Here is a 20,101-nt window from a genome sequence, read left to right as displayed (position 1 = left end):
ATCCTGCTCCTGTTTTGCCCGACGAGTCAAATGCCGCCACGGTCGCAGCTACACAATTTCGGATTTTTGTAAGTCGTTGAATTCCCTCACAGTCTCTACTGTGCATGAGGTTGTTTTCGCGCTTTTTGTTTTGAGGGGCGGCTATTCCACCGCTTTCTCCCTCAGCCGCTGCGCATAAACATTGATCACCAGCGCTGCCAGCAGGATCAGGCCGCGGATCAGGATTTTCAGGAAGCTGTCGATGTTGACGTGGTCGAGGCCGTTGTTCAGAACACCGAGAACGAAGAGACCGACGATGGTGTTGCCGATGCCGCCGCGGCCGCCGAACAGGCTGGTGCCGCCGACGACGACGGCAGCGATGGAGTCGAGCAGATAGGTGTCGAACTCGTTCTGCTGCGCGCTGCCGAAATGAGCGACACCGAGCATGCCGCCGATACCGGAGCACACCGCCGAAATGACCATCACCGCGCCGAGGATGAGCTTGACGTTAAGGCCGGAATATTCGGCCGCCTCGCGGTTGCCGCCGACCATGTAGACGTAGCGGCCGAAGCGCGTGTAGGTCAGCACCAGATGTCCCAAGAGGAGCATGATCGCGGCGACGATGACGATCCATGGGATGCCGCCGATCGATCCGGAGCCGAGCGTGGTGATCACGCCGGGCACCTTGTAGGCGATCTGGCCCCGCACCAGCAGCGCCGAGATGCCGGCCGCGATCTGCATCATCGCCAAGGTCATGATGAAGGAGGGGATGCCGATCACGGTCAGTCCCAGCGCATTGACGAGGCCGAGAAACGCGCACAGCAAAATGGCCAGCAGGATCGCTGCGGCCCCGGGCAGGGGAATGTTGGGAATGTTGACGTAGGATTCCTGGAGCGTGAAGTAGGCGACCGCGATTCCGGTGACGTTGGCGATGCTGGCGATCGAGAGGTCGATCTCCGCGCAGAGGATCACGAAGGTGAGGCCGACGGCGATGATGCCTGTGACGGAGACCTGCGTCAGGATGTTGCCGAGATTGTCCAGCGTCGCGAACGACGGACTGGCCAGCGCGAAGAAGCCGGACAGGAAGATCAGCGTCAGGAACGGGGCGATGTTGCGCATCTGCGAGCGCAGGAAGGGCGCAAGCCCTCGCGTCCGCTGCCCCGCCGCCAAAGCCGTGTCACTGCTTGCCATGGTGCTTCTCCGTCACGCCGCTTCCAGCAGGCGGTCCTTGCTGACCGGCTCGTTCTTGAATTCGCGCACCAATGCGCCGCGCTTGAGCACCAGGATGCGGTCGGCCAGCGACAGCACCGTTTCCGGCTCGGTCGACAGCACGATGATCGCGAGCCCCCTGGCGCGGAGATCACGGACGATGTTGATGACGTCGTTCTTGGCGCCGACATCCATGCCGCGAGTGGGCTCGCAGAGCACCAGCAGTTTTGGCGGATAGGTCAGCCATTTCGCCAGCGCGACTTTCTGTTGGTTGCCGCCGGAGAGCATGCCGAGATCGAGGCCGACCACGGGTGGCCTGATCTGGAGCTGCTCGACCTGGCGCTTTGCGATGTCGCGCTCCTGCGCCGGCTTGAGCAGCAACGCCGAGATGCGATCGAGGATGCTGATCGAGATGTTCTTGTAAACCGGCTCCTGGTGAAACAGCATCGCGCGCCGGCTCTCCGGCACCAGCGCCACCCCGGCGCGCCGTGCCGCCGCCGTGCTCGCGAAGGTCTTGGGCTTGCCCTCGACAGCGAGCGTGCCGCCGTCCGGCTTCAGCTTGCCGAACAAGATGCGCGACAGCTCCTGCTGGCCGCAGCCCATGAAGCCGTAGATGCCGAGCACTTCGCCGGCGCGCGCCTCGAAGGAGATGTCCTTCAGGCTGCGGGCCAGCGACAGCTGGTCGACCCTTAGGACAACCGAGCTGTCGCTCGGTTGGGGCAGCATCAAATCGTCGCTGTAGCTGTGCTCGAGCGCTTCGCCGCCGCGGCCGATCATGGCCTCGATCAGCGCGCCCTTGTTGGTCGCGGCACTTGCCGTCTCCGCGACCTTCCGCCCGTTGCGGAACACGGTGACCGTGTCGGACACGCGCAAGATGTCCTCGATGAAATGCGAGATGAAGACGATCGCCGTGCCTTCCTCGCGCAGGCGCCGCAGCGTCGCGAACAATCGCTCGACCTCGGGCGGAGAGAGGGCGGACGTCGGCTCGTCCAGGATGACGATGCGGGCGCCGGAGAACAGCACGCGCGCGATCTCGATCAGCTGCTGCAGCCCGATCGGGAGATCGCCGAGCCTGCTCATCGGATCGACGTCGATGCCGAAGCGGGCGAGCTGCTCGCCGGCCTCCCGCGCCATCCGCCGCCATTGCACGAGGCCGAGGGCGTTGGTCGGCTGGTTGCCCAGAAACACGTTCTCCGCAACCGTGAGGTCGGGCGCGACGGAGAGCTCCTGGTGCACCATGGCGATGCCGGCGCTGTGGGCATCGCGGGCCGACCGGAAATGCATCTCCTGTCCGTCGATCAGGAAGCGGCCGGAGAATTCGGTGTGCACGCCGGCGATGATCTTCATCAGCGTGCTTTTTCCCGCGCCGTTCTCGCCGACGAGACCATGGATCTCGCCGGGTGAAAGCGCGAAGTCGACACCACGAAGCGCCTCGACGCCGCCGAAGCTCTTCGTGATGCCCTGCAGTTCCAGGATGGGCGAACGATCCTCTCGCATGGAGGCTCAGATCAGGAAGTGATCCTGCATCCATTGCATGCCGGCGGCGTTGGCCTTGGTGACGACCGGACCGTCGGTGACGACGTTCTTGGGAATGCCCTGTCCGCTCTTTTCGCCGCCGACCACGGCGGAAACGCCCGCGATGATGGCGCCGCCATGAATGCGGCAGGACGGATTGCGCACGGTGGCGAACATGCGGCCTTCGCTGACCGCCTGGATCGCCGGCGGCATCGCATCCACGCCGCCGATCAGGATGTTGGTGCGGCCCCGCGCCTTCATGATGTTGGCGGCGGCGAGCGCCATGTCGTCATTGTGGAAGAACGCCGCGTCGATCTGCGGATACTTCGTCAGGTAGGTTTCCCAGAGACGCGCGGTCTTCGACACATCCCAGTCGGCCGGCTGGGTGTCGAGCACCTCGATCCCAGGGAATTGCTTCACGACATTGTTGAAGCCCTTGGCGCGGCCCTGCGCGCCGGTGTGGCCGAGGGCTCCTTGCGTCATGATGATCTTGCCCTTGCCGCCCATGGCGTTGCACAGCGCCTGCGTCACGGAGGCGCCCATGAACTCGTTATCGGGGGCGAGGAAGGAGTGGACGTTGATCTGGTCGAGCGGCGCAATCAGCGTGTCCATGTCGATCACGGGCGTGCCGGCGTCGATCATCTTCTGCACCGGCTGGGTGAGCGTGCCGATGCCAAAAGCCTGGATCGCGACGAAGTCCCATTTCTGCGAGGCCATGTTGTCGATCGCCGCGCGTTGCTTCACGGCATCGAGCTGGCCGTCGAACCAGGTGACCTCGACATTGAACAGCTTGCCCCAGAATTCCGCGGCCTGCTTGCCCTGCGCGCACCAGGTCGCCTGGAGGCCCGCGTTGGAGAACGCCGCCTTCAGCGGCTTCTCGCTTCGTCCGACTTCGGCTGCAAGGGCGGGGTTTATGCCCATGCTGCCGAGGATGGCAGTCGCGGCGCCGGCGGTTGCTGCCGCCTGAAGAAGATCGCGCCTCGTCGTCGAGAAATCTTTCGTCCCGGACATCGCTCGCTCCCATACAATTCTATCTCGGCGCGTCATTGATTGCGCGACCGATGTTCGAAAGTGTCTCACAAGAGTTGGTGCCACTCAATCCGCAATCAACGGCGGGGTCGCCGCGAGCTCGTGTTGGTGCAGCGCAAAGCGTCAGGCCTGTACGGCGGCGAACGCGTCGATCTCGATGAGCAATCGGTCCCATGCCTGCGCCATGCCCGGCGACCATTCATCGCGGAGAAGATCGCGCAGCGTATCCCTGATGACGGCGAAGAAGGCGATGAACAGCTCGCGCGGCGTGCCGTAGCCATCGTGCGATACGACCTCGCATGTGATCAGCCGGAATTGCCCGCGGCGATCACCGGCGAAGTCGAGAATCGCCTCGATCGTGAGTGCGAGCATCGATCCCATCACGATCTCGCTGCCTAGCGTGCGGAACATCGCCCGGGTTTCGGGATGCTGCTCGAACAGCCGCTGATAGACGAGTGGCGTGAGATCGATGCAGCGCGAGGCTGCAAGTTCAAAGCTCTGTTCGATCGGATTGGGAGAAGGATTCATCGGTGCTTTAGCCCCGCAGACAAAAAAAGAGCGGGGCCCTAGCCCCGCTCGAAAATTGTGTCGACCCTATTATCCCCGATTCTAAGATTTGATCTTGATTGGCGGGGCGACGCTGCATTTTGCGCGTCAGGGGCTCCTCCCGAGACTTGGACCACCAGACTTCGACCTCGCGGCCAGCCTGAGCAAAAGGATGCTAGATCAACTTTTCTCACTTGTCATCATTTTCGGCAACGAATGTTCAAAATTCGAGCAATTGACGAAATGATCGGGCGGCCGGCCGCATAAGTGTATGACAAATATAAGAAATCTGTGGATGGGCCAGGTCTCGACTGCCTCAAATCCCGGAGGTCCCCTCCCTTGGGCCGGCCGGACCACAGTTTCCGGGGAATTTGCGCGGGACCAAGAAGGCGGCGGAACCGGGCTCGACTTGGCCATCCGCCGGTGTTTAGTTAGTAGACGAACAAACGGTTCGGCGGATGCGCGCACGGCTGCAAAAATTCCTACCTCTGGTCCTGCTTGCCCTAGTGATGCAGGTGCTGGCGCCGATTGCCGCCTGTCTGGCGGCCGGCCAGGCCGTGGCCGATCCGCTGTCCGCCGCCGTCATCTGCCACAGCGCAGGCGAGCAAGGCGGGCTGAACGATCCGGCGGGTACGCCGGTCGCACATGCCGGTACGTGTGCCCTCTGTTGCCTGGCGCAGGTGGGCGCGTCGCCCGATTCGCCGCCGCACGCCGCACTCTCCGTTCCCTTGCGCCACGCCCAGCGCGTGGTGTGGCGCGCGGCGGAGGCATTCGCCGGCGCGGCCCATAAGGGCACAAACGCCCAGGCGCGCGCCCCGCCTCAATTTTCCTGACGACTCTCGTGATCGCCGCGGTCCGCCGCAGGCGATTGATGCTGTCGAATGGCCGGAGAGAAAGCCCGGCGTCAGGAATGCCCCATGTTACGTTGTCATGCCCGCCGTGGCGTGAGCGTCGTTGCCATTCAGGCCGCGCTGCTTGCGTCGTCGAGCGGAGCCTTTGCCCAAGACAGCAGCGCAGTGCTGCCGCCGATCACCGTTGAGGCGCCTCAGCAGAAGCGTGCGTCGGCGGTCCGACCGCCACGCAATTCTGCGCGATCGGCGCGCGTCACGCGAAGCCTGCGAACGACCCCATCACCGCAGCAAACCGCGAGCGAACAGAGTACAGGGGCTCCGGGTGCCCTGACGGTTCTGACGGCGCAACAAGCGCTGGCAGAGATTAACCAGACGCCGGGCGGCGTGGCGCTCGTGTCGGCCGAGGCGTACAGGAACTCGACGCCGTCCAACACGATCAAGGATGTTCTGGATTACGTGCCCGGCGTGTACGCCCAGCCCAAATGGGGCGACGACACCCGCCTTTCGATTCGTGGGTCCGGCCTGTCGCGCAATTTTCATCTGCGCGGTGTGCAGCTCTATATGGACGGCATTCCGATCAACACTGCGGATGGCTATGGCGATTTCCAGGAGATCGATCCGAGCGCCTACAAATATGTTGAAGTCTTCAAGGGCGGCAACGCGCTTCAGTTCGGCGCCAATTCGCTGGGAGGCGCGATCAACTTCGTGACCCCGACCGGCCGCGACTCGTTTCCGAATGGTGTGTCCTTCGATGTCGGAGGATTCGGCTACAAACGACTTCAGGCGAACGCAGGAGGCGTCAACGGTCCGTGGGACGGCTTCGTGACCGCTTCCACGCAGGCCGCAGACGGATTTCGCGATCACAGCTTCGGCTCGAGCAACCGCTTGAGCGGTAATGTAGGCTATCAGTTCTCGCCGGATGTCGAGACACGGTTCTACCTCAATGCCAACGAGGTGCGGCAGCGAATTCCGGGTACCGTGACCAAGACGTCCGCTTTGACCGATCCGGAAGCTGCTGCACCCGCGAATGTTGCGATGGATCAGCAGCGCAATATCGATACTGTCAGGCTCGCCAACAAAACCACCGTTCGTTTCGATGACACCAAAGTCGAATTCGGCGCCTTTGGCGTCGATCGCCATTTGATGCATCCGATCTTCCAGTGGCTGGACTACCGTTACAAGGACTACGGCGGATTCGCGAAGATCACGGATGACCGCACCATTGGCGGCTTCCGCAACAAGTTGGTCGCAGGCGTCAATGTGCTGAACGGCAGCATTGACAACCAGCAGTTCGCCAACATTGGCGGGCAGAAGGGCGCACTGCTTTCTTCCTCGATCGATCGGTCGGAGAATATTTCCGCCTATGTCGAGGACAGCTTCTACGTCCTTCCAAATCTTGCGCTGATCGGCGGCACGCAATTTCTGTACGCGACCCGCAATCGGCAGGATCGCTTCATCAGCGACGGGGATCAATCGGGGGCAACGCGCTTTAATCTCTGGTCGCCGAAAGGCGGTGTGTTGTGGCAAATTGATCCGGCCTGGCAAGCCTTCGCCAATGTCTCGCGGAGTGCCGAGGTGCCGAGCTTCGGCGAAAGCGCGATTGGTCTCGGCATTCCGACGATCCCGTTCACCAGCATCCGCCCGCAGATTGCGACCACGTACGAAATCGGGACTCGCATGAAGCGATCTGATTATGCCTGGGAACTGACGGCCTACCGGGCCAACATTCGCGACGAATTGCAATGCCTCTATAGTACTTTCGGCAATTGCAATGTGACCAATGCCGACCGCACCTTTCATCAAGGCATCGAGGCCGGCGCGAGCGCAGCAATCCTTCGTGACATCTTCGTCAATGGCCCGGCGCCGGACAAGGTCTGGCTGAATGTCGCCTATTCCTTCAACGACTTCCGCTTCGACAAAGATCCGACCTTCGGAAACAATCGATTGCCGGGAGCTCCAACTCACTACCTGCGGGCGGAGCTTCTCTACAAGCACCCTTCCGGGTTCTATGTTGGACCCAACGTCGAATGGGTGCCACAGGCCTACTTCGTCGACAGCATGAACACGCTGACGACAGAGCCTTACGCCCTGTTGGGATTGAAAGCCGGCTTCGACAATGGTGGCCCGATGTCTGCCTACATCGAGGGGCGTAATCTCACCAACAAGACCTACACAGCCAGCGCGAGCATCATCGATCGAGCGACGGCGACGTCAGCATTGTTTGAGCCGGGCACGGGACGGGCAGTGTACGCTGGAATGAGGTATCGATGGTGACGTGCAAATGGGCGCTTGGGTCTATATTCGGCCCGCGGCAGGCCGGCATTCGAATGCCGATGCTGACGGTGGCGGAAGGTCGTCGTGGAAGAATGCAGGGCCATCCGTGGCCGGATCAATCGAGAAAGAGGCAATCAACATGAAGACTATCGGACGAGCTCTGCTTACAATTTCGCTATTGCTGACCGGCTATGCCGTCGCACGGGCCGACGACGTCAAGGCGGGCGATCTTGTCATCTCGCAACCGTGGAGCCGGGCGACGCCGGGCGGCGCCAAGGTCGCCGGCGGCTATCTCACCATCGAGAACAAGGGCACAGTGGCCGACAAGCTGGTCAGCGTTTCCGCGGATATCGCGGGGAAGGCCGAGGTTCACGAGATGGCGATGGAGAACGGCGTGATGAAGATGCGCCTGCTCGACAAGGGCCTGGTGATCGATCCCGGCAAGACGGTGAAGTTCGCCCCCGGCAGCTACCACCTGATGCTCCAGGAGCTGAAGGGCCCCTTCAAGCAGGGCGACAAGGTCCCCGTGACGCTTCAGTTCGAGAAGGCCGGCAAGGTCGTCGTCTCCCTCGATGTCCAGGGCGTCGGCGCCCAGGCGCCCGGCGATAGCGGACACATGATGAAGAAAATGCCGGATCATTCGGGAATGAAGATGTGATGAAACAGATCAAGCCTTCCATGACAATGCATCGAATCCTTGCGAGTTTGATCGCCGCGCTCGCAGCGTCGCCCGCGGCGGCGCATATCACGCTAGAGACCAAACAGGCGGCGGTCGGCTCCTACTACAAGGCCGTCTTCGCCGTGCCGCACGGCTGCAAGGGCTCGCCCACGGTGAAGATCCGGGTGCAGATTCCGGAAGGCGTGATCGCGGTGAAACCGATGCCGAAGGCGGGCTGGACCGTCGATATCGTCGAGGGCAAATACGCCAATGAGTACGACTACCACGGCAACAAGCTTTCCTCCGGCGTCAAGGAGGTGGCCTGGTCCGGCGGCAAGCTGCCGGACCACAATTACGATGAGTTCGTCATCAGCAGCTTCCTCACCACGAGCCTGAAGCCGAATACGACGCTGTATTTCCCCGTCGTCCAGGAATGCGAGACGGGCGTCAGCCGCTGGATCGAGATCCCCGCGGATGGGACCGGGCATTCGCACGAGGACAAGTCACCGGCGCCTGGCCTGAAACTCCTGCCAAAACCCTGATGCGCCTGCTCGCCGCGTTCGCGACGCTGCTCCTCTTTGTCGGTTTAGCGACCGGCGCCTCGGCGCACGCGGCGCTCGTCGCGGTCGAGCCGGCGAGCGGCAGCATGCTCGCGAGCGCGCCGAAGGCCGTGGAGCTGCACTTCAACGAGGCGGTCACGCCGGGCGCGATCCGGCTGATCGACGGCGCGGGCAGGGCGCGGGATGATGTGCGCGTCAACGCATCGGGCGAGACCATCTCGGTCGCGATGCCGATGAACATGCCGCAGGGCACGGCGGTCGTCAGCTATCGCGTGATCTCGCAGGACGGCCATCCCGTCACGGGATCGGTGATCTTCTCTATCGGCATGCCGACGGGGACGCAACCTCCCGCAAACGCCGATCGCGGATTGAACGTGCTGATCTGGCTGGCGCGGGTCGGTCTCTATCTTGGCCTGTTCGTCGGCGTCGGCGGCGTTTTCTTTGCACGCTGGGTTGCGTGGTCGATGACCGGCATAACCATTCCGTGCGTGGCGCTTGCCATCGGCGTCCCGAGCGCGGTGGCGTCCCTTGGTGTGTTGGGGCTGGATCTCCTCGGGCTACCGTTGTCGGCTCTCGCGACGATGGCTCCCTGGAAAGTGGCATTCGGGACCAGCGCGGGCCCCGCCTTGCTCGTGGCCGTCGCTGCAATGCTGTTCGCATTGCTGGCGCTAGGCAGCGCGTGGTGCGCGCGCGCTCTGGCCATTATTGCCTTCGTCGGCGTCGGCTTGTCGCTGGCAATGACCGGGCACGCCGCTACGGCACCGCCCGAACTGTTGACCCGGCCGGCAATCTTTCTCCATGGTCTTGGTGTTGCCTTCTGGATTGGAGCCCTCGCACCGCTGGTCGCCCTGTTATCGAAGCGGCCCGCCGTGGCATTGCCTATCGTGAACCGCTTTTCTCGCCTCGCCGCGCCGGTCGTTGGTGTTCTCGCATTGACCGGCCTCGGGCTCGCCATCGTCCAGCTTGAGAATCCGTCTGCATTGGTCGAGACCCGCTACGGGCTCATCCTCTCGATCAAGCTCGCGCTGGTCCTCGTGCTGTTGGCGCTTGCCGCGCTCAACCGCTTCCGCCTGACCCCGGCGCTGGCGGGAGATCACAAGGCTGCGCCGGCCCTGAAGCGCTCGATCGTGATCGAATGCGCCATCGCGCTCGGCATCTTCGCCGTGGTCGCCGGCTGGCGCTTCACGCCGCCGCCGCGGACGATCGTTCCGGAGACCCCGCTGGCGATCCACATCCATACGGAGAGGGCGATGTTTCAGATCCTGGTCTCGCCGGGTAAGGCGGGTATCGACGATTTCGTCCTGCAGCTCATGACTGGCGAGGGGGCGGTGCTGGAGGCCAAGGAGGTGACGCTGACGCTGAGCCTGCCCGAACGCGGCATCGAGCCGATGGAGCGGAACGCCTCGCTCGGGCCGGACAGCTACTGGCACGTGCGCAAGGTCGAGCTGCCCTTTGCGGGCCGCTGGCATGTGCGGATCGACGCGCTGGTGAGCGATTTCGAGAAGATCACGCTGGAGGACGAGCTTGAGGTGGCGGCGCCCTGAATCGGGCTCTTCGGCACATCACGTCGAATCTGAAGTCGACGGAAAAATGACAGGAATTCCGCTGTGTTAGCGGGTTTTCCTCATTCCCGGTCTTGTGTTTTGGCTGCCAATCCGGTTTCACTGCAAGTCATCACTGATTCCTCGAGTATTGCCATGCGGTTGTCGCGGTTCTTTCTGCCCATTCTGAAGGAAAATCCGAAAGAGGCGGAGATCGTCTCGCATCGGCTGATGCTGCGTGCCGGCATGATCCGGCAGGAGGCCGCCGGCATCTATGCCTGGCTGCCGCTCGGCTTCCGCGTGCTCAAGAAGATCGAGCAGATCGTGCGCGAGGAGCAGGACCGCTCTGGCGCGCTGGAACTGTTGATGCCGACGCTGCAGCTTGCCGACCTCTGGCGCGAGAGCGGCCGCTACGATGCCTATGGCCCCGAGATGCTGCGCATCGCCGACCGGCACAAGCGTGAGCTGCTGTATGGCCCGACCAACGAGGAAATGATCACCGAGATCTTCCGCGCCTATGTGAAGTCCTACAAGAGCCTGCCGCTGAATCTCTATCATATTCAATGGAAATTCCGCGACGAGCAGCGTCCGCGCTTCGGCGTGATGCGCGGCCGCGAGTTCCTGATGAAGGACGCCTATTCATTCGACCTCAACGAGGCCGCGGCGCGCGTCGCCTACAACAAGATGTTCGTCGCGTATTTGCGCACCTTCGCGCGGATGGGGCTGAAGGCGATCCCGATGCGCGCCGAGACCGGCCCGATCGGCGGCGATCTCAGTCATGAGTTCATTGTGCTGGCCGAGACCGGCGAATCCGGCGTGTTCATCAATCGCGACGTGCTGGACCTGCCGGTGCCGGGCGAGGACGTCGACTATGAGAGCGATTTGACGCCGATCATCAAGCAATGGACGTCGGTCTATGCGGCGACGGAAGACGTTCACGACGCCGCGCGCTTCGAGCAGGAAGTGCCCGCGGACAAGCGGGTGAACACCCGCGGTATCGAGGTCGGGCAGATCTTCTATTTCGGCACGAAGTATTCCGAGGCGATGAAGGCGCTGGTGGCAGGCCCCGACGGTGTCGACGTGCCGATCCACGGCGGCTCCTACGGCGTCGGCGTCTCGCGCCTGCTCGGCGCCATTATCGAGGCCTGCCATGACGATGCCGGCATCAAATGGCCGGAGGCCGTTGCCCCGTTCCGCGTGTCGATTCTCAACCTCAAGCAGGGCGATGCCGCGGTCGATGCGGCTTGCGAGAAGCTCTATGCGGAGCTGTCCGCCAAGTGCGTCGACGTGCTCTACGACGACACCGAACAGCGCGCCGGAGCCAAATTCGCCGCCGCCGACCTGATCGGCATTCCGTGGCAGATCATGATCGGGCCGAAAGGGCTCGCCGACGGCAAGGTCGAGCTCAAGCGGCGAAGTGACGGCGCCCGCGAGACCATGTCGCCTGCGGACGCGGTCGCAAGACTTGTGGGCTGATAAGGCTGGTCGGCTGAATATTGTTCATCGCCCGAGATCGCGGCCGCCAATCCGGCCACATTTGACCCCGAATCATGGGACTATCGAGCGATGGATGAGACCATGACCGAAACTGTTCAAACCGCGCCTTTTGCACCATTCGAGTGGATGCTGTCGGGGCGCTACCTACGGGCGCGCCGCAAGGAGGGATTCATCTCGGTCATCGCCGGGTTCTCCTTCCTCGGCATCATGCTGGGCGTGGCGACACTGATTATCGTCATGGCCGTCATGAACGGCTTCCGCAAGGAGTTGCTCGACAAGATACTCGGGCTCAACGGCCACATCCTGGTCCAGCCGCTGGAATCGCCGCTGACCGACTGGAAGGACGTCGCCGACCGCCTCAGTCAGGTCCAGGGCATTCGGCTCGCAGCGCCCGTGGTGGATGGCCAGGCGCTGGCGTCATCGCCGTGGAACGCCTCCGGCGTCCTGGTGCGCGGCATCCGCTCCGACGACCTCAACAACCTCACCTCGATCGCCAAGAACATCAAGCAGGGCTCGCTCGAGGGCTTCGATGACGGGCAGGGGGTCGCGATCGGCCGGCGCCTCGCTGACCAGCTGTCGCTGCACGCCGGCGACAGCATCACGCTGGTGGCGCCTAAGGGCGCGGTCACGCCGATGGGCACGACACCGCGCATCAAGCCGTACAAGATCGCCGCGGTGTTCGAGATCGGCATGTCCGAGTATGATCTCGGCTTCGTGTTCATGCCGCTCGCGGAGGCGCAGGCCTATTTCAACCGCAGCAACGACGTCACCTCGATCGAGGTCTTCACCACCAATCCGGATCAGATCGTCGCGTTCCGCCAGGCCGTGACGGAGGCGGCGGGCCGGCCGGTGTTTCTGGTGGACTGGCGGCAGCGCAACTCGACCTTCTTCAACGCGCTCCAGGTCGAACGCAACGTGATGTTCCTGATCCTCACCATGATCGTGCTGGTCGCCGCGCTCAACATCGTTTCCGGCCTGATCATGCTGGTGAAGGACAAGGGCAGCGACATCGCGATCCTGCGGACCATGGGGGCCTCGCAAGGCTCGATCATGCGCATCTTCCTGATCACGGGCGCCTCGATCGGCGTGGTCGGTACGATGGTCGGCTTCATCGTCGGGCTGGTGATCTGCCTGAACATCGAATCGATCAGGCAATTCCTGTCCTGGCTGACCAGCACCGAACTGTTTTCGCCAGAGCTATATTTCCTGTCGAAGCTGCCCGCCGAGATCGACATCGGCGAGACCTCGGCCGTCGTGATCATGGCGCTGACGCTGTCGTTCCTGGCGACGCTGTATCCGTCCTGGCGCGCCGCGCGCCTCGATCCCGTCGAAGCGCTGCGGTACGAGTGAGGGGCTGATGGAGCAGCAGGGGGCGGAAGATGTACCGGTCATTTATCTCCACGAGATAAAGCGACAGTACTTGCAGGGCGAGGTGCCGCTGACGATCCTCGACGGCGCCAAGCTCGCGCTGTGGGCGGGGCAGTCCGTCGCGCTGGTGGCGCCGTCAGGCTCGGGCAAGTCGACGCTGCTGCACATCGCGGGTCTGTTGGAAGCGCCTGATTCCGGCGAGGTCTACGTCAATGGCGCGCCGACCTCGCAACTGCCCGACATCGAGCGCACCCAGCTTCGCCGCACCGACATCGGCTTTGTCTACCAGTCCCACCGGCTGTTGCCGGAGTTCTCGGCGCTGGAGAACGTCATGCTGCCGCAGATGATCCGCGGCCTCAAGAAATCCGAGAGCGTCAAGCGCGCCAAGGAGATCCTTGGCTATCTCGGCCTCGGCGAGCGCATCACGCACCGTCCGTCCGAGCTGTCGGGCGGCGAGCAGCAGCGCGTTGCAATCGCGCGCGCGGTGGCCAATGCTCCGCGGGTGCTGTTTGCGGACGAGCCGACCGGCAATCTCGATCCGCACACCGCTGACCACGTCTTCCAGGCCCTGATGCAGCTCGTCAAGGCGACCAAGGTCTCGATGCTGATCGCGACCCACAACATGGAGCTCGCCGGCCGGATGGACCGCCGCGTGTCGCTGTCGAACGGCCAGGTGGTCGAGCTCGAGTAAAAACCGCGAAAACAACCCCATGCACAGTAGCCAAGTGCTTGGGCGCACTGACGAAAAAAATGGCGCTCCCGGGAGGTTCAAGGCCGGATCACCGTCAATTTGAACGGCCCGCCATTGGCTGCGGCATGGGCTACCGCCTCATTGGCGTGGTCGAGGTCGAAGGCCGTGGCCTCGTACTCCTCCAGCCTCAGCAGTCCCGCGCGCACCAGCGCGATCAGGCGGCTTGCCGCATCCGGCGGATACATCCAGACGCCGTGGATGCTGATGCAGTTGCGCATGATCCAGGGGTAGGGCAGCTCGAGGCCGGCGCCGCCGGCCATGCCGACGCCACCCATCAGCACGACGCGGCCATTGGGGCGCACCGTCATGATCGCCGCGCGCACCACATTCGTGCTCACCGAGGGCGGCATGATGTCGAGCACGCAGTCGATCGGCCCGGGCGCCGCACGCTTCATGCTCTCGCGGTCGTCATCCTCGTTGCCGGAGAGTTTGACCGGCTTCACGCGATCGCCGAAACGGCGGACGAGGTCGGCCAAGATCTTGTCGTTGCGGCCGGGCGCGACCACGCAGGCCGCGCCCATCGCGAGCGCGACCGAGACGGCTGCGCTGCCGAAATTGCCGGTGGCCCCGCTCACCAGCACGGTCTCGCCGGGCTGAAGGCTGGCGGCGAGAAAGCCGCCATAGGGCACCAGCAGCGTCCCCAGCGCGCACCATCGCGTGGCGTCCTCCGACGCGATCGTGCCAAGCCGTTTGACGTTCTCCGTCGGCGCCCGCATCTGCTCGGCGAACGAGCCATGGCGAAAATGCTGTTGCAGGCGCATGGCGCCGGCACCGGGGGCAGTGAGTCCTTGCAGGGCAATGTCGGGCGCTGCGGCGTCGTCGCGCGAGCGCACCGTCGGGTCGCAGAACACCCAGTCGCCAACGCTGAGCTTGGTTGCGTCCGGGCCGATGGCGCGCACCCGGCCGATGCCGCCTGGCCCCGGGATGATCGGCAGGTCGAGGGCATAGTTGCGTGCCCCGCTGAAGACCTCGTTCATGTAGGACAGCACCCGCGTTGCGATGACGTCCACGATGACCTCGCCCGTGCCGAGCACAGGGTCCGCGGCTTCCTCAATCGCAAGCGGCGATCCAAATGATTTCAATACGGCAGCTTTCATGATCTCACCTCAAAGTGGGTTGAAGCCCATATGCGCCGCCTTTCCAGGCCCAGGAAGGCCTGGTATTATCCTAGTATTCCCCAAGCCCTCCATCGAGGCACGTCACCATGGCCGACCCACGCCGCGTCGAATTCGGCGACTTCCTCAGGTCCCGCCGCGAAAAGCTGTCGCCGAAGACGGTCGGGCTTCCCGCGGGCCGGCGGCGTCGCACGGCGGGCCTGCGCCGCGAAGAGGTGGCGCAGCTCGCCGGCATCGGCGTCGACTGGTACATCCGCCTCGAGCAGGGCCGCACCGTCAGCCCCTCGGTCACCACCGTGGATGCGCTGGCGCGAGCGTTGCGCCTCAGCAAGACCGAGCACGCCCATCTCAAGGCACTTGCGCGCGACGGCGATAGGCGCGCGTTCACGCGCGAGATCGTGCCGCCCCCCGTTCGGCGGATGATCGAGAGCCTGGCGCAGCCGGCCTATGTCACGGGGCGGCGCTGGGACGTGCTGGCCTGGAACGCGGCGGCCGAGGAGATCTTCGGGTTCGGACAATTGCCCGAGCAGGACCGCAACACGCTGCTGCTGGTCATGACGAACAAGCAGACGCGAAAATTCTACGGTGCCGGCTGGGCTGACATCGCCAAGAGCATGGTCGCGATGTTTCGCGCCACTCACGACGTCTGGGCCGGCGATCCCGCCTTTACGGAATTGCTGACGCGGCTGCGCAAGGGCAGTCCGGAATTCGTCAAATGGTGGGAGGCGCACGAGATCCGCAGCACTGCCGCGGGCCTCAAGATCATGAACCATCCGACCAAGGGCGTGCTCCGGTTCGAGCACACCAGCTTTCAGGCCAATGACGATCCGGCGCTGAAGCTCGTGATCTATACGCCGGTGTAGATTGCGGAAACATGGGGTCGAAGCTTGTTACGTATGACGGTCGATGATCTGAAGCAGCCGATCGCAGGATGCCTCGATCCTCTTGTGGGGAGATGTGGCGACGCCCAGCAACAGGCCGGATCGCGCCGAGGCCGCGGACGCATGCCATAGCGACAGGGGCGTGGGCGCCATTCCAAACGATGCTGCTTCCCTCGCGATCGCGACGTCGGAGGTTCCGTCCGGCAGTCTCAAGACCGCGGCCAATCCGGCGATCGCAACGTCCTTCGCAACGTCCTTGGCGCGTGCCTTCAAATATTTCAGCAGCGCATCGCCTTGCGCGGCATAGGCCCGCTTCGTGCGTCGAAGATGCCGCAGATAGTGGCCGTCGCGGATGAATTCGGCGGTTGCGAGCTGTACGGACGGCCCGGGCGCCGGAGCGAGGCATGCCGCCACCTCGGCAAAACGGGATGCCAGAGAGGCGGGTGCAACGACGAAGCCCAGCCGCAAGGCAGGAGTCAGGGTCTTGCTGAAGGAACCGATATGAATAACGCGCCCGAAACGATCGAGAGAGGCGAGCGCCGGTGTGGCGCGCCCTCTCAGCTGAAGCTCGCTCAGATAGTCGTCCTCGATCACCCACACCCCTTCCTGGGCTGCCCAGTCGAGAAGACATGAACGTCTTGCCAGCGACAAGGTGGAGCCAAGCGGTGCCTGCTGTCCCGGCGTCACGACCACCAATGCAGCATCAGGAGCGTGTTTCAGGCCGTAACCGACGTCAATGCCGTCTGCATCAACTGGGATCGGCCTGATCGACAACCTTGCAAGCTCAAGGCCGTGCCTTGTGAAGGGGAAGCCCGGGTCCTCCATCCAGACCTTCTTCTGCTCGAGGCCGAGAACCCGCAGTGCCAGTCCGAGGCCGCTGCTGAAGCCGCCGGTGATGATGATCTGCGACGGTGCACATTCGATCCCCCGCGCCAGCGCGAGATATGCCGCAATGTCGCGCCTCAATTCCAGCTCGCCGCGGGGATCCCGATAAATGGCCGGTGCGCTGGTTTCCGCGCGCACCGCCCGCGTGCGCATCCTCGAGAAGAGCTTGGCGGGAAAGGTCTCGTGAGCGGGCACACCCATTTGGAAAACGGCCGGTCCCGCAGTGAGCTCCTGGTACATCTCCATGAACGAGCCGGGGTGGGGAGCGGCTTCCTGCCGAGGGGTAAAGGCGGGTCGATCCGCAACACGCGTTCCGGTCGCGCGCGACGCGACGATCAGTTGCGCAGAGGAAAGTTTTTCGTAGGCCGATCGCACGGTGCCGCGCGCCACGCCCAGCTGAGCCGCCAAATCCTGCCATGAGGGCAGACGAGCTCCCGGAGCCAGCACGCCGCTCTCGATGGCAGCTCCGATACCTCTGCGGATTTGTTCCGCCAATGGCGTCTTCGCAGATCGATCGAGCTCCAGCTGCAGCGGTTTGACCATGCCCCCGTGGTACACGATTTTCGTCCATTCTTGGTGCTTTTTTGTAGACCAGGGCGGGGCCATTTATCGGGCAGGGAAGTACATGGCGGAAGTACATGGCGACAGCCGCCGAACAGAACCGATCATGGAGTATGAAAATGGCTAAGCGTCTCGACTACGACCGCATTGCACCCGCAGGCATGAAAGCGCTCGGCGGCGTTTACGGCTATGTCATGCAGAGCAATCTTCCTGCAACGCTCGTCACTCTGGTTTATCTGCGCATTTCGCAGATCAACAATTGCGCCTACTGCCTCGACATGCACACGCGCGATCTGCTGAAGAGCGGACAGAAGATCGAAAAGATCGCGCTGGTGCAGGCCTGGGCGGAAGGCGGTCATCTCTTCGACGAGCGGGAGCGTGCCGCCCTCGCATGGGCTGAAACGGTGACCCGTGTGGCCGACACCGGCATCCCGGATCAAGCTTACGAGGCTGCCCGCGCCGTCTTCGAGGAGCGCGAGCTCGTCGATCTCACCATCGCGATCGGCCTGATGAATGCGTACAATCGCATGGCAATCAGCTTCCGAAATACGCCACAGGCCGCGAAAGAGATGGCAGCCTGACCCCGGTGCCAGACGGCAAGAGGGTAAACACATGCCATCGACTGCGACGGCATGTCCTGAGATATCGGCGATTCAAGGCAGGAGCTTGAAATGACCATCGCAATTTCCGGCGTGAAGATTCCCGACAGCAAGATGGCACGGGAGGCCGCCGAGCTGGTGCGCCAGTACGAAAACGACATGTTGTTCAACCACTCGGTCCGCGTCTTTGTGTTCGGCGCGATCAAGGGACATCGGCAAAATCTGAAATTCGATTCCGAGCTGCTCTACATCGCGGCGCTGTTCCATGATCTCGGGCTTGTCGACCATTACCATACACAGACCAAGCGATTTGAAGTTGATGGCGCCGATGCCGCCCGCGAATTTCTGAGGGGGCACGGCATCGACGAGCCAAAAGCCGATCTGGTTTGGGAGGCGATCGCGTTACATACGACGCCCGGAATTCCACAATACATGCGGCCGGAAATCGCTCTCACGAATGCGGGTGTGTTGGTCGACGTCGTGGGGATTGGCTATGACGAGTACTCGCCAGAGCAGCGCGACCAGGTGACCACCGCATTTCCGCGCGGTGATTTCAAGAACGAATTCCTTCAGGTACAAACCTGCTCGGCCTTGAAGAAGCCGCAGACCACGTTCGGGACTGTCAATTTCGATTACATCGAAGATCACGACCCCACATTTCACAAGCCGAACGCATGCACGCGCATCCGCAACACTCCCTGGCGGAGCTGACCTTCGGCGCGATGTTCGAGTTTCGCCACGTTGACTCATGGCGACGGTGCGGCCGGGGGCGTTACGCTGGCGTTCGGCTGCTGAATGGCCGGCCACGGGCTCTTCGGAGCCGGCGTCGCCGCCGCGCATGACGCCGCAAGCTGCGGCCACACTGACGTCAGGCCCGTCAAGTCGATGTCGAATTTCGTGATGTCCGCCTTGTCGTCGGGTAACAGCGTGGTTTCGCGGACATGGAGGGAGCGGGACGCCAGTATCGCCTTGAGCATGTCCGGATCGATGCTGCCACGCCAGACTTCGTATTTTCCGGTCCGCAACGCAGACCCTCCGGCCGCGTTGTCCGGAGCGGCGTCCGCCGTCACCAGGATGGTGGTCTTGCCGACGGCCGTCTCGTCGATCTCGCGCGCGAATGTCAACGGCACGCGCTTTCCGCTTTCGCAGGACAGACGCCATTCCATAGGCCGGAACGAAGCGCCGTTCTCCTTCAGCATCGCGAACTTGCGGGCAAAGGGGCGCGCTTCCTTTTCCAGTTTCCACGCCGTTTCGGCAAGCGAACGCGTGTCGATGCCGAAACGATAGAGCTCGGCGCGCGTCAGCAGGTGCAGGTTTTCGAACTTCACCGTCCGGATCAGATCGTCTAGCTCGCGGCTGATCCCCATCGCCGCGATGAACGCAGCGCGATCGCGATCGGCCCTGGCCATCCGGCGCTGCCTGTATTCCGCGACCGCCGCTGGAGGCGGATGCCCGTGAAAGGCAAGGACCAGCCTGGAATTATGGACCGCCAGCGCGGCGTCGGGGGCGACCTCGCGCGATGTCGCTCCGAGAAACAGGTAGCCGCAGGCCGAGTTGCACATCGCATGGTAAGTGGTGAGTTCGGCTTCCACCTCGCCGCCGGTATTTTTTATTTTCAGGCACGCGGCGTCCACCTGCGTGCCCGCGGCGCACGCCGTCGCGATGGTCCGGCCAACCCGACCGATCGCCTTGCGGCTGCGCAACAACCGCCCGATGACATAGGACTGCTCCACGTTTCCGCCCGGTGAATAGAGGTAGATCGGACGCTGCGTGTCCTTGACGCCGGCAAGGAAGCGGCGAATGCGCGGCGCAGCGTCCTGGTCGATATCGCCCTCGATGGCGATCCAGCGGTCGCAGCCCGGTCCGCAGGCGTCTGGTGGTCCCTTGGCAAGATAGATCGTCAGCCTGGATGCAAATCCAGTCTTCTCGGCCGGCGTCCCTTCGGCGTGCAATGCGCCAGGAAGCATCAGCGAGGCCAGGACAAGCAGACTACGGGCGAGCATGAAACGACGGGGACCACCCGCAGTGAAAAGCAGAGATCGATGTTACACGATGATCCGCGCAGCCACAACTTGCGGTGGCGCATCCGCACGGGTCTGTCCGCGACGGCTGGATTGGCAATCTGGCGGCGATGTGGGAGCAGGCAGAACAGCATCTCCCAAGGGGACGGTGACGACAGGAACCTAAATGCCATCATGCGGTTATCGCGCAGACAATTTGCGCGACCCGGCTGCATCACTCAGAAAGTCAGGCGGGCTACCTGTGGTCGAAGCGAACAGCAG

The 20,101-nt window shown here is 63.2% G+C and carries 18 protein-coding genes; 11 read left to right on the top strand and 7 right to left on the bottom strand.

Annotation, left to right across the window (positions count from 1 at the left end; translation table 11 throughout):
* Window positions 1-141 precede the first annotated feature (141 nt).
* The 4 genes from IVB42_RS15905 to IVB42_RS15890 all read right to left on the bottom strand — a co-directional run bounded on the left by IVB42_RS15905 (window position 142) and on the right by IVB42_RS15890 (window position 4,260).
* The gene (locus IVB42_RS15905) at window positions 142-1,170 is read right to left on the bottom strand and encodes an ABC transporter permease (protein WP_085353317.1); all 1,029 of its coding nucleotides are present in this window, start codon (window positions 1,168-1,170) and stop codon (window positions 142-144) included.
* Window positions 1,171-1,182: 12 nt separating this feature from the next.
* The gene (locus IVB42_RS15900; protein WP_018455067.1) at window positions 1,183-2,685 is read right to left on the bottom strand and encodes a sugar ABC transporter ATP-binding protein; all 1,503 of its coding nucleotides are present in this window, start codon (window positions 2,683-2,685) and stop codon (window positions 1,183-1,185) included.
* Window positions 2,686-2,691: 6 nt separating this feature from the next.
* Window positions 2,692-3,714 carry a sugar ABC transporter substrate-binding protein gene (locus tag IVB42_RS15895; protein ID WP_007610940.1) on the bottom strand — a complete coding sequence of 341 codons (1,023 nt, stop codon included), beginning with the start codon at window positions 3,712-3,714 and terminating at the stop codon, window positions 2,692-2,694.
* A 141-nt stretch (window positions 3,715-3,855) separates the two neighbouring features.
* Window positions 3,856-4,260: a globin gene (locus IVB42_RS15890; RefSeq protein ID WP_085353314.1), complete on the bottom strand. Its 405-nt coding sequence runs from the start codon at window positions 4,258-4,260 to the stop codon at window positions 3,856-3,858.
* 476 nt (window positions 4,261-4,736) lie between these two features.
* On the opposite strand from IVB42_RS15890, the gene IVB42_RS15885 reads away from it, so the two are divergent.
* The 8 genes from IVB42_RS15885 to IVB42_RS15850 all read left to right on the top strand — a co-directional run bounded on the left by IVB42_RS15885 (window position 4,737) and on the right by IVB42_RS15850 (window position 13,718).
* Window positions 4,737-5,111, top strand: a complete 375-nt coding sequence (locus IVB42_RS15885) for a DUF2946 family protein (RefSeq protein ID WP_247298489.1) — start codon at window positions 4,737-4,739, stop codon at window positions 5,109-5,111.
* 84 nt (window positions 5,112-5,195) lie between these two features.
* The gene (locus IVB42_RS15880) at window positions 5,196-7,403 is read left to right on the top strand and encodes a TonB-dependent receptor (protein WP_247298552.1); all 2,208 of its coding nucleotides are present in this window, start codon (window positions 5,196-5,198) and stop codon (window positions 7,401-7,403) included.
* 139 nt (window positions 7,404-7,542) lie between these two features.
* Window positions 7,543-8,061: a copper chaperone PCu(A)C gene (locus tag IVB42_RS15875; RefSeq protein WP_085384803.1), complete on the top strand. Its 519-nt coding sequence runs from the start codon at window positions 7,543-7,545 to the stop codon at window positions 8,059-8,061.
* Between the two features lie 26 nt (window positions 8,062-8,087).
* Window positions 8,088-8,603: a YcnI family protein gene (locus IVB42_RS15870; protein WP_231190891.1), complete on the top strand. Its 516-nt coding sequence runs from the start codon at window positions 8,088-8,090 to the stop codon at window positions 8,601-8,603.
* Window positions 8,603-10,165, top strand: a complete 1,563-nt coding sequence (locus IVB42_RS15865) for a CopD family protein (RefSeq protein WP_247369894.1) — start codon at window positions 8,603-8,605, stop codon at window positions 10,163-10,165. Before IVB42_RS15870 ends, IVB42_RS15865 begins: the two co-directional genes overlap by 1 nt.
* Before the next feature lie 153 nt (window positions 10,166-10,318).
* A complete protein-coding gene (gene proS / locus IVB42_RS15860; protein ID WP_018455058.1) occupies window positions 10,319-11,638 on the top strand; it encodes a proline--tRNA ligase in 1,320 nt (439 codons plus the stop codon).
* Window positions 11,639-11,728: 90 nt separating this feature from the next.
* Window positions 11,729-13,009 carry a lipoprotein-releasing ABC transporter permease subunit gene (locus IVB42_RS15855; RefSeq protein WP_018455057.1) on the top strand — a complete coding sequence of 427 codons (1,281 nt, stop codon included), beginning with the start codon at window positions 11,729-11,731 and terminating at the stop codon, window positions 13,007-13,009.
* 7 nt (window positions 13,010-13,016) lie between these two features.
* Window positions 13,017-13,718, top strand: a complete 702-nt coding sequence (locus IVB42_RS15850) for an ABC transporter ATP-binding protein (RefSeq protein WP_018455056.1) — start codon at window positions 13,017-13,019, stop codon at window positions 13,716-13,718.
* A gap of 77 nt (window positions 13,719-13,795) precedes the next feature.
* Here the strand turns inward: IVB42_RS15850 and IVB42_RS15845 are convergent, their stop codons facing one another.
* The gene (locus IVB42_RS15845) at window positions 13,796-14,875 is read right to left on the bottom strand and encodes a zinc-binding alcohol dehydrogenase family protein (RefSeq protein WP_247369896.1); all 1,080 of its coding nucleotides are present in this window, start codon (window positions 14,873-14,875) and stop codon (window positions 13,796-13,798) included.
* Between the two features lie 107 nt (window positions 14,876-14,982).
* On the opposite strand from IVB42_RS15845, the gene IVB42_RS15840 reads away from it, so the two are divergent.
* Window positions 14,983-15,756 (top strand): helix-turn-helix transcriptional regulator, encoded by a 774-nt coding sequence (locus IVB42_RS15840; protein ID WP_247397090.1) that lies wholly within the window; start codon window positions 14,983-14,985, stop codon window positions 15,754-15,756.
* 27 nt (window positions 15,757-15,783) lie between these two features.
* On the opposite strand, the gene IVB42_RS15835 is transcribed toward IVB42_RS15840, so the two are convergent.
* The gene (locus IVB42_RS15835) at window positions 15,784-17,202 is read right to left on the bottom strand and encodes a PLP-dependent aminotransferase family protein (RefSeq protein ID WP_247298503.1); all 1,419 of its coding nucleotides are present in this window, start codon (window positions 17,200-17,202) and stop codon (window positions 15,784-15,786) included.
* A 137-nt stretch (window positions 17,203-17,339) separates the two neighbouring features.
* Here IVB42_RS15835 and IVB42_RS15830 point away from each other — a divergent pair, with 137 nt between their 5' ends.
* Together IVB42_RS15830 and IVB42_RS15825 are read left to right on the top strand one after the other, a co-directional pair.
* Entirely contained in the window at window positions 17,340-17,801 is a 462-nt protein-coding gene (locus IVB42_RS15830) for a carboxymuconolactone decarboxylase family protein (RefSeq protein ID WP_085353296.1), read from the top strand.
* A gap of 90 nt (window positions 17,802-17,891) precedes the next feature.
* Window positions 17,892-18,530, top strand: a complete 639-nt coding sequence (locus IVB42_RS15825) for an HD domain-containing protein (RefSeq protein WP_247397093.1) — start codon at window positions 17,892-17,894, stop codon at window positions 18,528-18,530.
* A 35-nt stretch (window positions 18,531-18,565) separates the two neighbouring features.
* Here the strand turns inward: IVB42_RS15825 and IVB42_RS15820 are convergent, their stop codons facing one another.
* Window positions 18,566-19,822: a hypothetical protein gene (locus IVB42_RS15820; RefSeq protein WP_085353294.1), complete on the bottom strand. Its 1,257-nt coding sequence runs from the start codon at window positions 19,820-19,822 to the stop codon at window positions 18,566-18,568.
* Between the last annotated feature and the right edge of the window lie 279 nt (window positions 19,823-20,101).

It is taken from the genome of Bradyrhizobium sp. 45 (assembly GCF_023073155.1).
Classification (GTDB): Bacteria; Pseudomonadota; Alphaproteobacteria; order Rhizobiales; family Xanthobacteraceae; genus Bradyrhizobium; species Bradyrhizobium canariense_D.
This window is presented reverse-complemented; position numbering and strand designations above follow the sequence as displayed.

Coding starts and splice junctions, on each gene's coding strand:
- IVB42_RS15890 (WP_085353314.1), bottom strand. CDS start 4,260: ATGAATCCTTCTCCCAATCCGATCGAACAGAGCTTTGAACTTGCAGCC.
- IVB42_RS15875 (WP_085384803.1), top strand. CDS start 7,543: ATGAAGACTATCGGACGAGCTCTGCTTACAATTTCGCTATTGCTGACC.
- IVB42_RS15825 (WP_247397093.1), top strand. CDS start 17,892: ATGACCATCGCAATTTCCGGCGTGAAGATTCCCGACAGCAAGATGGCA.
- IVB42_RS15870 (WP_231190891.1), top strand. CDS start 8,088: ATGCATCGAATCCTTGCGAGTTTGATCGCCGCGCTCGCAGCGTCGCCC.
- IVB42_RS15845 (WP_247369896.1), bottom strand. CDS start 14,875: ATGAAAGCTGCCGTATTGAAATCATTTGGATCGCCGCTTGCGATTGAG.
- IVB42_RS15905 (WP_085353317.1), bottom strand. CDS start 1,170: ATGGCAAGCAGTGACACGGCTTTGGCGGCGGGGCAGCGGACGCGAGGG.
- IVB42_RS15855 (WP_018455057.1), top strand. CDS start 11,729: ATGGATGAGACCATGACCGAAACTGTTCAAACCGCGCCTTTTGCACCA.
- IVB42_RS15850 (WP_018455056.1), top strand. CDS start 13,017: ATGGAGCAGCAGGGGGCGGAAGATGTACCGGTCATTTATCTCCACGAG.
- IVB42_RS15830 (WP_085353296.1), top strand. CDS start 17,340: ATGGCTAAGCGTCTCGACTACGACCGCATTGCACCCGCAGGCATGAAA.
- IVB42_RS15820 (WP_085353294.1), bottom strand. CDS start 19,822: ATGCTCGCCCGTAGTCTGCTTGTCCTGGCCTCGCTGATGCTTCCTGGC.
- IVB42_RS15840 (WP_247397090.1), top strand. CDS start 14,983: ATGGCCGACCCACGCCGCGTCGAATTCGGCGACTTCCTCAGGTCCCGC.
- IVB42_RS15865 (WP_247369894.1), top strand. CDS start 8,603: ATGCGCCTGCTCGCCGCGTTCGCGACGCTGCTCCTCTTTGTCGGTTTA.
- IVB42_RS15885 (WP_247298489.1), top strand. CDS start 4,737: ATGCGCGCACGGCTGCAAAAATTCCTACCTCTGGTCCTGCTTGCCCTA.
- IVB42_RS15895 (WP_007610940.1), bottom strand. CDS start 3,714: ATGTCCGGGACGAAAGATTTCTCGACGACGAGGCGCGATCTTCTTCAG.
- proS (WP_018455058.1), top strand. CDS start 10,319: ATGCGGTTGTCGCGGTTCTTTCTGCCCATTCTGAAGGAAAATCCGAAA.
- IVB42_RS15835 (WP_247298503.1), bottom strand. CDS start 17,202: ATGGTCAAACCGCTGCAGCTGGAGCTCGATCGATCTGCGAAGACGCCA.
- IVB42_RS15900 (WP_018455067.1), bottom strand. CDS start 2,685: ATGCGAGAGGATCGTTCGCCCATCCTGGAACTGCAGGGCATCACGAAG.
- IVB42_RS15880 (WP_247298552.1), top strand. CDS start 5,196: ATGTTACGTTGTCATGCCCGCCGTGGCGTGAGCGTCGTTGCCATTCAG.